We start from the raw sequence: 12,696 nt of genomic DNA, 5'->3' as shown, positions 1-12,696 counted from the left end.
TGTATTCAATGGGTTATAGTCATGTGCTTTTTAAGAAAATGATAAGATAATTAGCTGATGAGTCAATGAGACGATTAGCCAATTAGCTGATGAGTTGATGGGGGTAATGAGTTGATGAATTAATGGGGGGTAAGTTCATTGAGATATTGATAAATAGGCAAATTAAATCGGCTAATTTATAAAGAATATAAATAAGGAAATAAGGTTGTTAAAATAAGAATTTCGTACTAATTAATTCAAAAAAAAATGATACTTTTGCACGACTTTTTAAGAAACTAACTAATTTATATCCTATGTCAAGCGACATCCGTATTAGAAAAGGATTGGATATTCAGCTGGAAGGAAAGGCTGAAGCCATTACCAAGCCTGCTCCACAGGCTGCGGTGTATGGTATTAAGCCTGCTGAATTCCACCGCGTAATCCCTAAGCTCATTGCACGCGAAGGGGCAACACTCAAAGCCGGAGACGCCGTTTTCTACGACAAAAGAGATGAAAGGGTGCTATTCCCTTCTCCCGTTAGTGGTACTATCACGGAAATTATCCGTGGAGAACGCCGTAAAATTCTGGAAATCAGAATTACTCCCGATGCTACTCAGTCTTTCCAAAACTTTGGAGAGAAAGAGGTAAATGCGCTCTCACCAGAGCAAATTAAGGAACACTTGCTTAAGGCAGGTTGCTGGCCACTGATCAAGCAACGTCCGTACGACGTGATAGCTAGCCCTGACAGCCAGCCTAAGGCAATCTTCATCTCGGCTTGCAAGACCAATCCGCTTGCCCCTGATTATGACTATGCGCTCAAGGGTAAGGAAAAAGAATTGCAGGTGGCACTTACCGCCCTCTCCAAACTTACTACGGGCAAGGTGCATGTTTCTGTCTTCAAGGACAGTTCCCTTTCTCCTTTCCGCAGCCTTAAGGATATCGTATTGCACAACGTATCAGGGCCGCACCCTGCAGGTAACGTAAGTACTCAAATCGCTAAAATCAGCCCTATCAATAAGGGAGAAGTGGTATGGGTGGTTGCTCCACAAGACTTGGTAGTTATAGGCGAGCTTTTCCTTACAGGTAAGCTCAACCTTACACGTACAGTAGCCCTTACAGGAGCTTCTATGGAGAACCCTCACTATGTAACAGCTATTGCAGGTGCACAGATCAAGAGTGTGGTAGGAGCAGGCGTAAAAGATCCAGCTAATACCCGTATCATCAGCGGGGATGTACTTACAGGTCAAAAAGTGTGTGAAAATACTTACTTAGGCTTCTATGATGACCAAATCACAGCCATTCCTGAAGGCAATGACTACGACCTATTAGGATGGGCAAAACCTATAAGCAACAAGATTTCCCTCACTCGTGCCTTGACATTCTCTTGGCTTAGCCCGAATAAGAAATACAACCTCAACACCAATACCAATGGAGAGCAACGCGCCTTTGTGGTAACAGGTATGTATGAGGAAGTATTCCCACTAGATATTTACCCAATGCAGCTGCTCAAAGCCTGCTTGTATAAGGATTTGGACGAATTGGAAAACTTAGGAGCTTATGAAGTAGCCCCTGAGGATTTTGCCTTGACCGAGTTTGTATGTGTGTCCAAACAGCCACACCAGCAAATCATCAGAGACGGTTTGGATTTGATGATGGACGAATTGGGATAAAAGTTGCTATAGCATAATGGCCAGACCCGCAACGAAGCAAGATTTAGAGGCTTTAGCCAAAGAAAATTATCAGAAGTTAGTTTCTTTGATAGAAGCACTATCAGACAAAGAGCGAGAAAAAGCATTTCCGGAAGGTACTATGAATAGGAATATTCGTGATGTCATAGGTCACTTGTATCATTGGCATTTATTATTCCTAAACTGGTACGAGGTAGGGATGCGAGGTGAGAAACCCAAAATACCCAAAGAAGGCTATACTTTTTCTGACACCCCTAAGCTCAACCGAGAGATATGGGAGCAGTGTCAAGGAGTGTCACTTACTGAGATACGCTCACTTTTTGAAGCCACTCATAACAAAGTGTTTCAACTTATACAGAAACACACAGATGAGGAGCTTTTCACTAAGAAAAAGTATCACTGGACGGGGAGTACATCTTTAGGCTCTTACTTAGTTTCAGCAACATCAAGTCATTATGATTGGGCTTTAAAACTAATTCGCAAATCCATAAAAAAGAAATAATTAACTTATTCATAATAAAATGAGTTTAAAAAGTAAATTACATACACTAAAAGAAAAGTATAAGGGAACCAAGTGGGAAACGACCTTCAATGCGCTCCACACTTTCCTTTATACGCCTAATGAGGTAACCCATGGGGGTACTCACATTAAGGCAGCAGATGACCTAAAGCGGACTATGAACACCGTGATTATGGCGCTGATTCCCTGCTTGATTTTTGGTATTTTCAATGCAGGATACCAACACCAAGTGGCTTTTGGTACTTTGAAATCTCAAGCAGGTATGTCCTTTTTCAGTGGAGACTTCTGGAGTGGGGCAAACTTCTGTATAGGAGCTATGAAAGTACTTCCCTTGGTGATTGTCTCTTACCTTGTAGGTTTGGGGATAGAGTTCGTTTTTGCAACTATCCGCAAGCACGAAGTAGAGGAAGGTTACCTAGTAACAGGGATGCTAGTTCCTCTTATCGTACCTATTGATATCCCTCTTTGGATGCTTGCCACAGCAGTAGCTTTCGGGGTGATCCTCGGTAAGGAAGTATTCGGTGGTACTGGTATGAATATCGTAAACCCTGCCCTTACCATTCGTGCTTTCCTTTTCTTCGCTTATCCTACTTATATGACAGGGGATAAGATATGGGTAGAAGGTGCCTTGGGCAGAGCCAATGAAATCGCCGGTGGTACCCAACTTGATGCTGTATCAGGAGAGACCATTTTGGGAAGCTTAGCTCAAGGGCAGACAGGTACTTACCAACTATCTGACCTCTTCTATGGGTTTATCCCAGGTTCAGTAGGGGAGACCTCCACCTTGCTTATCCTACTAGGAGCTTTGTTCCTTATCTACACCAAGATAGCTTCTTGGCGTATTATCCTTAGCACCTTTGTAGGGGCTTTTGTAATGGGAAGTATTTTTAACTGCTTGGCACCAAATATGGAAGGAACCCAGTTCTACGCCTTGTGGAACTTACCAGCTTATGAGCACTTGCTTATCGGAGGTTTGGCTTTTGGAGCCGTCTTCATGGCTACCGATCCGGTAACAGCTGCACAGACCAATACAGGGAAATACATTTACGGCTTTTTCGCTGGCTTCTTTGCCATTATGATACGTTGCTTCAACCCTGCTTATCCAGAAGGGGTGATGCTCGCTATCTTGCTGATGAACGTATTGGCACCTACCATAGACCACTTTGTGGTACAGGCCAATGTGTCTCGCCGTAAAAAACGCTTAAAACTAACTACTAAAACCGCATAATTATGGCAGTCAAGACAGAAAGTAATTCATATACAGTGATTTTCGCCATTGTCATGGTGGTAATCGTAGGGGCTTTGCTGGCGGGGATTTCTTCCGCACTTAGCGGCCAGATCAGTGAAAACAAGAAATTGGAGAAAAAGCAAAATATCCTTTATGCCATGGGTGTGAATCATAATGAAGGCGCCCTTGGGGAAGGTAAAGTAGTTTTCCTCACTACTACAGAGGCCAATACTGAGTTTGACAAATATGTAAAGGCACAGTACCTTATAGATCCTCAAAGCAATACCGCTAAGGAAGTAAAAGGAGCTGAAGACCTTATCAACTTCAACGGACACCGCCCAGGACTTCCTCTCTATGTAGGAGAGAAAGAAGGAAAGACTCTCTATATCATTCCTGTAAGCGGACGTGGATTGTGGGATGCTATCTGGGGTTATATAGCCGTAGATAAAGATTTTGTGATACAAGGAGTATTCTTTGACCACAAAGGAGAGACTGCCGGCTTGGGAGCCAATATCAAGGAACGCTTCTTCATGGATGATTTCATAGGAGAGCATGTCTTGGATGCCAATGGCGCCTTCCAGAGTGTTCAGATCTCAAAGAGCAACGCAGACCCAGAAAACAAACGTAAAGAGGACGGAAAGGTAGATGCCATCGCTGGAGCCACCCTTACTGGAAACGGAGTAGCAGAGATGATCGCACGCGGACTTTCTCCTTATGTAGCCTATATTAAAAGTTTAAACCAATAAGACTATGGGACTAACAAAAAAAGATATTAAATTAGTAAAGGATCCCCTATGGGATAATAACCCCGTAACGGTACAGGTATTAGGGATATGTTCAGCTTTGGCTATTACAGCACAGCTTAAAGCGGCAATCGTGATGAGCCTTTCCTTTACCTTCGTATTGGCCATGGGGAACGTAGCCATTTCTTTGCTTAGAAATGTGATACCACCTAAGATTCGTATCATTGCCCAGCTGATCGTAGCGGCTGCCTTGGTAATTGTGGTGGATTTCGTGCTCAAAGCCTATGTATATGACCTAAGCAAACAGCTATCAGTATATGTAGGGCTTATTATTACCAACTGTATTTTGATGGGACGTTTTGAGGCTTTTGCCTTAGGAAATCCTCCAGGAAAGTCTTTCCTTGACGCTCTTGGAAACGCAGGAGGGTACTCTATTGCTTTACTTATCGTAGCTTTCTTCCGCGAACTCTTAGGTTCAGGAACCTTGCTCGGTTTCCAAATATTGGGAGACCCTATCAAGAAAACAGGGGTATATGCCTTGGGTTATGAAAACAACGGCTTTATGCTCTTGGCCCCTATGGCCTTGGTAACTTATGGTATTGTAGTATGGGTACAACGTTCACGTAACAAAGCCCTTATAGAAGAAGGTCATTAATCACTTAAAACGAAAAGAACATGTTAGAATATTTAACACTGATATTTAAATCTGTATTCTCAGAGAATATGATTTTCGCTACCTTCTTGGGTATGTGTTCGTACTTGGCGGTATCTAAAAAGGTATCTACAGCTATAGGATTGGGAGCTGCCGTTATATTCGTGCAAACCCTTACAGTGCCTATGAACTATTTGCTCAATCAATATATTCTCAAAGAAGGAGCGTTATCATGGCTCGGAGAGGAATACGCCTCCTATGACTTGAGCTTCCTTACTTACATCCTCTTTATCGCAACGGTAGCTACCATGGTACAGTTGGTAGAGATTATTGTTGAGAAGTTTTCTCCTTCTCTCTATAACTCTTTGGGTATCTTCTTGCCACTTATTGCGGTGAACTGTGCTATCTTAGGGGGATCACTCTTTATGCAATCTCGTGAGGAAACTATCCATTCCTTTGGACTATCAGTAGCTTACGGATTCAGTTCAGGATTGGGTTGGGCAATTGCTATCTTAGCCTTGGCTGCCATTCGTGAGAAAATACGTTACTCTCATGTACCAGCACCTTTGCGAGGCTTAGGAATTACCTTCATCACCACAGGGCTTATGGCTATTGGCTTTATGAGCTTTGGGGGGATGCTCACCGGTGGAAGCAGTAAGAAGGAAGAACCTAAGAAAGAGACCACAACCGTTCAACAAGAAGTAAAAACTGATAAATTAGCCAATAACACAAAAGACTTAAGTAATGATTTTAGTAAGTGAAATATTAACAACTATTACGGTAACGGTGGTAGGATTATTAGTAATAATCCTCTTGTTAGTGGCGATTTTGCTTTATGTAAAACAAAAACTAACCCCATCGGGGCCAGTGAAGATTACCATCAATAATGATAAGGTAATAGAAGTACCCCTAGGTGGTTCCTTGCTTTCTACCTTGGGTAACGAGAAGATATTCTTGCCATCGGCTTGTGGTGGTAAGGGATCTTGCTTGCAGTGCGAATGCCACGTGTATGAGGGTGGGGGAGAAGCACTTCCTACCGAAACCCCTCACTTTACCAAAAAAGAACTCAAAGAGGGGGTACGCCTTGCCTGCCAAGTGAAAGTAAAACAAGATATGAAAATCGGGGTACCTGAACAAGTGTTTGGTATCAAGAAATGGCAAGCTACCGTAGTGAGAAATTACAATGTGGCTTCCTTCATCAAAGAGTTTGTAGTGGAAATTCCAGAAGATATGGATTACAAACCAGGAGGATATATCCAGATAGAAATCCCTCCTTGTGAGGTTAAATACTCCGATATTGATATTACTGCTCACCCAGTAGAACACCCAGGAGAGCCAGAGAAGTTCAAAATGGAATGGGATAAGTTCAAGCTATGGCCACTAGTGATGAAAAATCCAGAGCCTGCAGAGCGTGCTTACTCTATGGCCTCTTACCCAGCTGAAGGACGTGAGATTATGCTTAACGTACGTATCGCCACTCCTCCTTTTGACAGAGCTAAAGGCGGTTGGATGGATGTAAATCCAGGGGTAGCCTCCTCTTATATCTTCTCTCGTAAACCAGGAGACAAGGTAACTATCTCCGGACCTTATGGAGAGTTCTTCATCAACGAATCCAACTCCGAGATGTTGTATGTAGGTGGGGGAGCAGGTATGGCGCCTATGCGTTCACACCTATACCACCTCTTCAAAACATTGAAGACAGGACGTACTGTAACTTACTGGTACGGAGGTCGTTCTAAGCGTGAGTTGTTCTACGTAGAGCACTTCCGCGAACTAGAACGAGAATTCCCTAACTTCAAGTTCTTTATCGTGCTTTCTGAACCACTACCAGAAGACAATTGGAAAGTGAAGAAAGACATTAACGACAAAGAAGGTGATGGTTTCTTAGGTTTCGTACACAATGCAGTAATCGAACAATACCTAAGCAAGCACGAAGCACCAGAAGATATTGAATTGTATTTCTGTGGTCCTCCGATGATGAACAAGGCTGTTCAGAAAATGGGACAAGACTTCGGTATGCCAGACGAAAACATTCGTTTCGACGACTTTGGAGGTTAAAACAATTTTCCATGATACAAAAATCCGACTCAGCAATGGGTCGGATTTTTTGTTGTAGCACAGAGGGCAATTATTAAAAAAATAGTACTTTTGTATCTTCAATTATTCTAATACTTTCTTTATGAAACCCTTACTCCTATTTTTTGTTTTTCACTTTTCACTCTTTGCTTTCTCCCAATATACGCTCCCATCGGAGGGAATATCTCTTATAGGGTATAGTGAGGATTTTGCTCATCTTTCTTTCTATAAGCAGCACACCGAGGGTAAATATGAAGAGGTGTATCTGAATTTTAAGAAGCTACCCTTATGTGAAACGGAGAAAAAAAGAAACGTTTACTGTGGGCACAACACTATAGAAACCGCTGCTTGGGACTATAGAGAGCCCAAAAAATCATATACCCTTGAAGAATTATCTCAAAAGAGAAATCTGATATCCATAACAGAGTTACGCCCTACCAATTATCACAACTTACAAGGCAAGCACTATCTCATTGAAAAGAAAGCCACGGAAAAGCTGTATTTCCAGTTTGTAAACCCCTATGTAGTCCGCTTATATACACTTGGGAAAGCTACCGATAGTTTTTCCCCTATTCCCTTCTATGGAGTGAGCTGGAGGGATGAAAAGATTACTGATTGGTATCCTGTAAGAGGGGAGAGAAATGAGTATTTTTCTCCAGTAGTATTGGACTTTGGAGCAGGAAGGTGTATCTATCTGCTTCTGAGTCATTCTCAGGGCGACTGTGCCTTTGTTCCTACTACAGTAGGGGATCAATTGCTTTATAAACAATCCTATTCGCCTATAGAGGTGCCTGATACTCCCTACCAAATGGATGAGCCCCATTATAAAGTAGATCCTCAAGCATTCTTTTGGATATGCAAAGGAGAAAAGCAAAGCCTTGTAGATCTCTTAGGGCAGAATGTATTAGGGAAGAGCTATGATCAAATCCTCTGTACAGGGCATTTTATCACCACTATAGACCAAGGTAAGGAGCAAGTATACAATAGCAATTTTGTTCCCTTGGACTTGGGGCAGGTCAAGAAAGTATATTACCATGACTATTATTTAGAAGTACTCAATGAAAAAGGTGCTTTTTATTATGATCAAGACGGAAGGGTGAGGAAAGAAAAGCCTTTTTTGGTTTCTTATGGATGGTGTGGAACAATGGGTAAAGAAGCAAGAAAAAGACAGCAAAAAATTGAAAAATACAGAGAAAGAGAGAAGCAAAAATAGGAAAAGCGCTTTAAGCGCAAGACTGCCAGGTACAGCTTAGTAACGCCCATTACAGAACATTTTTATGAAGTGATCTACAAGGGGAAGAAATACTATTTTGATAGGGGACAAATGATAAGATATGAATGATAAATAATTGGTGAAAAAGATTTGTTATTTATCATTGGTCATTTGTCATTAAAGTTGTAATTTTGCGCCCGTTTTAATCACTATCCTATGTTAATCAGATATTGTGCTATTATCTTTGGCTGTTTGGCCTTAGGAGAGTTGATCGTTTATCTTACAGGGATTCACTTTCCTTCCAGTATTATAGGAATGATACTACTGACCCTTTTTCTACACTTAGGCTGGATCAAGCTGCATTGGGTCAAGGCTTTTTCAGATATGTTGATCTCTCACTTGGGATTGTTTTTCGTACCTCCCAGCGTGGCTATATTGGCTTATTTTGACCTTATAGCTAAGAATTTTTGGTCTATCAGTGTGGCTATTGTTGTCAGTACCATTATTGTGATGGTGGTAACAGGCCATGTATATCAGTTTATCCGCAAAAGAACCAAACATCACCATGGCCATGAAAATATTTGAAAATCCTTTAGTCCTTTTAGCCATCACCTTTGGTGTATATTACGGAGTTCTTATGCTCCAACAGAAATACAAATCAGTATTCCTAAATCCTGTGATGCTTGCCGTTTCGGTTCTCATAGGGTATCTGATGATCTTCAATATCTCTTATGAGACTTATGAGCGCAATGCAGGTATGTATATTGATTTTTGGCTTAAACCCTCTATTGTGGCTATGGGGGTACCCTTATACCAACAGCTTCCTAAGATTAAGAAGCAACTCCTGCCGCTGCTTCTCTCGCAGTTTGTAGGCAGCTTAGTTGGGATTCTTTCTGTATGTTATATAGCTAAGGGATTAGGTGCCGATGAGCATATCATTCGTTCCTTAGCCCCTAAGTCCGTAACTACCCCTATTGCGCTTGAGGTGTCCAAGACCCTACATGGGATTACTTCACTTACCGTAGCTGCTGTGATTGTTACAGGTATATTGGGATCTATCTTAGGCTTCAAGGTACTCCAATGGACAGGTATCAAAAGTCCGATGGGGCGAGGAATTTCCTTGGGGACAGCCTCTCATGCTTTAGGGATTATGGCAGCTTTTAATCTCAGCGAAAAGCACGCTATCTACGCCAGCTTAGGAATGATCTTCAATGGTGTCTTTACCGCTGTTTTAGCTCCTATCGTAATGCCTTTTATCTTGTAAGGAATCGTAAATAGCTTGAGCGGTTCTTTCACTGGCACCTCGGTTGCCTAATTTTTCTCGTAGCGATTGGTAATCCTTGAAGAGTTTTTTCCTATAATCAGAGTCTAAGAGTTTGTTCAATTCTGCTTTGAGGTTTCGGGTACAGAGGTCTCCTTGGATAAGTTCGGTAACTACGGGAGCATCCATAATAAGATTGACTAAAGAGATATACTTAAGGCTGATTACTCGCTTGGCAATCTGGTAAGAAATCCAATTACCACGGTAGCACACCACTTCGGGGACATTCAATAAAGCTGTTTCCAAGGTAGCTGTGCCACTAGTAACTAAGGCCGCATAGGAGTGAGCGAGTAGGTCATAGGTCTTTCCACTTACAAAATGTACGTTTTCTTCCTTGATAAACTGCTTATAAAAGTCATATTCCTGAGAGGGTGCCCCTGCGATAACAAATTGGTACTCATTGTAGCTGCCTACCACTGAGAGCATCACCGAGAGCATTTTGGCAATCTCCTGCTTTCGGCTGCCTGGTAGTAGTGCAATAATAGGACGCTGATCCAAGCCATTTTCTATTTTGAATACTTCCTCGCTAACCTCCTTTCTCGCTGCAATGGCATCCAAGAGCGGATGACCTACAAAGTGCACAGGATACCCATGCTTGCCTTCATAGAAATCCTTTTCAAAAGGCAAGATTACATACATGGCATCTACGTCCCTTTTAATCGCTTTGATGCGGTTTTCTTTCCATGCCCATATCTGTGGGGAGATGTAATAATGAGTAGGAATTCCTCGCTGTTTAGCCCATTTGGCAATGCGCATATTAAAACCAGGGTAGTCTATGAAGATAAGCACATCGGGCTGAAACTGTGTAATATCTCGTTTGCAAAAATCTATATTACGAAGAATTGTTCTGAGATTGGTTACTACCTCCCAAAAACCCATAAAGGCCAAATCGCGGTAGTGCTTCACGAGTTTTCCTCCTACAGCTTCCATACGATCACCTCCCCAAAAGCGAAACTCCGCCTTAGGGTCTATTTGCTGTAATGCCCGCATCAGGTTTGCCCCATGTAAGTCGCCTGAGGCTTCACCAGCGATAAGGTAGTATTTCATAGCGATGAATATTTTTGCAAAGGTACTATTTTTCCCAAAATAATTGTATATTTGCCTTGCGATTATTTATATCCTAATATGCTAAGCAAAAACCAACTCAAACTTATGCAGAAGCTCGCCCTAAAGAAATACCGTAATGAGCTAGGGCTTTTTGTGGTGGAAGGGAGAAAGAGTATAGTGGAGTTCCTTCAAGCAGGCTATAAAGCTGAAGCTATCTATGCAACAGAAAGATTCTCTCCTATTCTCTCTGGGCACCCCCTGACTCTTGTGACTAAGGAAGACCTCTTGAAGCTGACCAGCTTCAAGAATCCAGATGAGGGAATCGCTATCTTTCACCAACCCAAGAGGAAGGGGATACTCCAAGAGGGAGTTATTTTAGCCTTAGATAATATTCAAGACCCAGGTAACTTAGGTACACTCATTCGCCTATGTGATTGGTTTGGAATAGAGACACTCTTGTGTAGCGAGCAGACGGTGGATTGCTATAACCCCAAGGTCGTACAGGCCTCTATGGGGTCGCTCTCACGGGTGGAGGTGCATTACCTGCCCTTGGCGGGTTTCTTGGTTACTTGTGACTTACCTGTATATGTGGCTACCTTGGAGGGGGAAAACCTTTATACGACTACTTTTCCAGAGGATTGTGTAATTGTCTTGGGCAACGAAGCCAATGGGGTAAGTCCAGAGGTTGCCGCTTTGGCCAATGGAGCTATTACCATACCACGCTTTGGCAAGTTACAACAGGCAGAAAGCCTCAATGTAGCTATGGCAGGAGCGATTATAGTGAGCCAGATAAAAAGTAAAAAGTAAGATGGCAGTAGAGAGTTTTTTTGTGATAGAGACTTCTTTCAGTGACTTAAGAGAAAAGCTCAAAGAAGAAATAGTGCGAGTAGATAAGGAATATGATGAAATAACGATTTCTTATCATGGTTTTTTCTGTTGGATGTATTTTTATAAAGAGGGAGAAGCTTATATAGATGAAGAGGAGAAAGCAAAATTGCTGGTAAATATCAAACATGAATCAGCAACACCACCTACTGTTATTACAGCTTTTAGGGAAAAACTATTATCTTTAGGATTTTGCGAAAGAGAAATATTTGATAATGAAGATAGTACTAACACAAGCACAATATAACCTATTGATTGAGGTCATAAAAGGAACTTCTTCTTGCTGTACTCTCTTATCTTCTAAAGAGGATGAAGTATGTGTCGAAATGCAAGAAAAAGATATAGAAGATGCTATAGACTGGCTTGTATATGAGCTTGATATAGAAGGATTTGACGCCAATGATGAACTTACTCCTAAGGGGAAAATATTGGAACCACTTATAGATATTTTGGAAAATATATGATGCTAACAATTGATAATCAGTTGTATATGGTTAATTCTGTGGAAGAATTAATACATCACCTTATTCCCCTTTCTAAGAAGACAGAAGCAGTGCTTCGTTTATCTTTGGAGGATAGTTGGGATTCGGATGCACTCTCTTGTCAAATAGATAAGGGCAAGTATTTGTTGCTTTATTATACTACAGACCTTGATAACCCTACTGAGAAATATCCTCGCAGCTATCATAGAGGACTTGAAACTCATAATAAAGTAGAGATAAGGGGAAACTTTTATGATGAAAATACCATCTGTTATGATTATGGATTGGTATTGATGTTGTTTAAAGAATTTTTTGAGCAAAAACAAATTCCTTTGTATATATTATCTTAATTATAAGAGGGGAAATAGGTCAATCGCATAGCTATTGTAGTCTTTTTAAAATATTGAAAATTAGTAAGAAAGATGTACTTAAATGATTTTAGTCAAGAATACCTTGTGGATTCTCTTGAAGAATTAGAAATATTACTAAGAAAGCGATTTTTAGAGGAGGTCAATTTTTTTATTTTAACTTTTAAGGAAAAAGGATTTCCTCAGTTGTCCGCTTTTGTCAAAGAAAATAAGTGTGTTATTTACTATTTGGATGAAGAGGAGCAATATATTAGCAAAGGAGGTACAGAAGAGGGTATAGAAGTATTTGTTGAGGATATACACGGAACGGAGGTATTCCTTAGCAAGGACAAGGTGTTGCCTATTGATAAGTTTTACAAGGTAGCCCAATCTTTTTTCAAGACACAGAAAAGACCTAATTTTATTGAATGGGAAAAGATTTAAATCACAAAAACAAAAAATGCGAGATTTTACAAAAATCTCGCATTTTTTTCTTCTAATAATTGGAGAAAATG

Annotated in this window: 16 protein-coding genes; 15 read left to right on the top strand and 1 reads right to left on the bottom strand. The window is 41.1% G+C overall.

Annotated elements, in window-relative coordinates; all coding sequences use genetic code 11:
• Positions 1–293: 293 nt before the first annotated feature.
• The 10 genes from Q0625_RS09750 to Q0625_RS09705 all read left to right on the top strand — a co-directional run bounded on the left by Q0625_RS09750 (position 294) and on the right by Q0625_RS09705 (position 9,363).
• Entirely contained in the window at positions 294–1,649 is a 1,356-nt protein-coding gene (locus Q0625_RS09750; protein WP_298826441.1) for a Na(+)-translocating NADH-quinone reductase subunit A, read from the top strand.
• A gap of 16 nt (positions 1,650–1,665) precedes the next feature.
• Positions 1,666–2,169 carry a ClbS/DfsB family four-helix bundle protein gene (locus Q0625_RS09745; protein ID WP_276726295.1) on the top strand — a complete coding sequence of 168 codons (504 nt, stop codon included), beginning with the start codon at positions 1,666–1,668 and terminating at the stop codon, positions 2,167–2,169.
• Positions 2,170–2,188: 19 nt separating this feature from the next.
• Positions 2,189–3,415, top strand: a complete 1,227-nt coding sequence (locus tag Q0625_RS09740; RefSeq protein WP_298826432.1) for an NADH:ubiquinone reductase (Na(+)-transporting) subunit B — start codon at positions 2,189–2,191, stop codon at positions 3,413–3,415.
• A gap of 2 nt (positions 3,416–3,417) precedes the next feature.
• Positions 3,418–4,161, top strand: coding sequence for a Na(+)-translocating NADH-quinone reductase subunit C (locus Q0625_RS09735; RefSeq protein WP_298826429.1), 744 nt, complete (start codon positions 3,418–3,420; stop codon positions 4,159–4,161).
• Between the two features lie 4 nt (positions 4,162–4,165).
• On the top strand, positions 4,166–4,813 hold the full coding sequence (locus tag Q0625_RS09730) for an NADH:ubiquinone reductase (Na(+)-transporting) subunit D (RefSeq protein ID WP_298826427.1): 648 nt from the start codon (positions 4,166–4,168) through the stop codon (positions 4,811–4,813).
• Positions 4,814–4,833: 20 nt separating this feature from the next.
• Entirely contained in the window at positions 4,834–5,571 is a 738-nt protein-coding gene (gene nqrE / locus Q0625_RS09725; protein ID WP_298826425.1) for an NADH:ubiquinone reductase (Na(+)-transporting) subunit E, read from the top strand.
• Positions 5,555–6,868 (top strand): NADH:ubiquinone reductase (Na(+)-transporting) subunit F, encoded by a 1,314-nt coding sequence (gene nqrF, locus Q0625_RS09720; RefSeq protein WP_298826423.1) that lies wholly within the window; start codon positions 5,555–5,557, stop codon positions 6,866–6,868. Before nqrE ends, nqrF begins: the two co-directional genes overlap by 17 nt.
• 121 nt (positions 6,869–6,989) lie before the next feature.
• Positions 6,990–8,099: a hypothetical protein gene (locus Q0625_RS09715; RefSeq protein WP_298826422.1), complete on the top strand. Its 1,110-nt coding sequence runs from the start codon at positions 6,990–6,992 to the stop codon at positions 8,097–8,099.
• 216 nt (positions 8,100–8,315) lie between these two features.
• A complete protein-coding gene (locus tag Q0625_RS09710) occupies positions 8,316–8,684 on the top strand; it encodes a CidA/LrgA family protein (RefSeq protein ID WP_298826420.1) in 369 nt (122 codons plus the stop codon).
• The gene (locus Q0625_RS09705) at positions 8,671–9,363 is read left to right on the top strand and encodes an LrgB family protein (RefSeq protein ID WP_298826419.1); all 693 of its coding nucleotides are present in this window, start codon (positions 8,671–8,673) and stop codon (positions 9,361–9,363) included. Before Q0625_RS09710 ends, Q0625_RS09705 begins: the two co-directional genes overlap by 14 nt.
• Here the strand turns inward: Q0625_RS09705 and lpxB are convergent.
• Positions 9,331–10,467: a lipid-A-disaccharide synthase gene (gene lpxB / locus Q0625_RS09700; RefSeq protein WP_298826417.1), complete on the bottom strand. Its 1,137-nt coding sequence runs from the start codon at positions 10,465–10,467 to the stop codon at positions 9,331–9,333. The genes Q0625_RS09705 and lpxB overlap by 33 nt on opposite strands.
• A gap of 78 nt (positions 10,468–10,545) precedes the next feature.
• Here lpxB and Q0625_RS09695 point away from each other — a divergent pair, with 78 nt between their 5' ends.
• The 5 genes from Q0625_RS09695 to Q0625_RS09675 all read left to right on the top strand — a co-directional run bounded on the left by Q0625_RS09695 (position 10,546) and on the right by Q0625_RS09675 (position 12,625).
• The gene (locus Q0625_RS09695) at positions 10,546–11,274 is read left to right on the top strand and encodes an RNA methyltransferase (RefSeq protein ID WP_298826444.1); all 729 of its coding nucleotides are present in this window, start codon (positions 10,546–10,548) and stop codon (positions 11,272–11,274) included.
• 1 nt (position 11,275) lies between these two features.
• Positions 11,276–11,599, top strand: a complete 324-nt coding sequence (locus tag Q0625_RS09690; RefSeq protein WP_298826415.1) for a peptidase — start codon at positions 11,276–11,278, stop codon at positions 11,597–11,599.
• Positions 11,568–11,816 carry a hypothetical protein gene (locus tag Q0625_RS09685; protein ID WP_095909761.1) on the top strand — a complete coding sequence of 83 codons (249 nt, stop codon included), beginning with the start codon at positions 11,568–11,570 and terminating at the stop codon, positions 11,814–11,816. Before Q0625_RS09690 ends, Q0625_RS09685 begins: the two co-directional genes overlap by 32 nt.
• Positions 11,813–12,184 carry a hypothetical protein gene (locus tag Q0625_RS09680; protein ID WP_298826412.1) on the top strand — a complete coding sequence of 124 codons (372 nt, stop codon included), beginning with the start codon at positions 11,813–11,815 and terminating at the stop codon, positions 12,182–12,184. Before Q0625_RS09685 ends, Q0625_RS09680 begins: the two co-directional genes overlap by 4 nt.
• A 72-nt stretch (positions 12,185–12,256) precedes the next feature.
• On the top strand, positions 12,257–12,625 hold the full coding sequence (locus Q0625_RS09675; RefSeq protein ID WP_298826410.1) for an immunity protein: 369 nt from the start codon (positions 12,257–12,259) through the stop codon (positions 12,623–12,625).
• The last annotated feature ends 71 nt before the right edge of the window (positions 12,626–12,696 follow it).

Origin of the sequence: uncultured Capnocytophaga sp., from assembly GCF_938029845.1 — a bacterium.
Classification (GTDB): domain Bacteria; phylum Bacteroidota; class Bacteroidia; order Flavobacteriales; family Flavobacteriaceae; genus Capnocytophaga.
The sequence above is the reverse complement of the archived record's forward strand: the minus strand, read 5'-3'. Positions and strand labels throughout refer to the sequence as shown.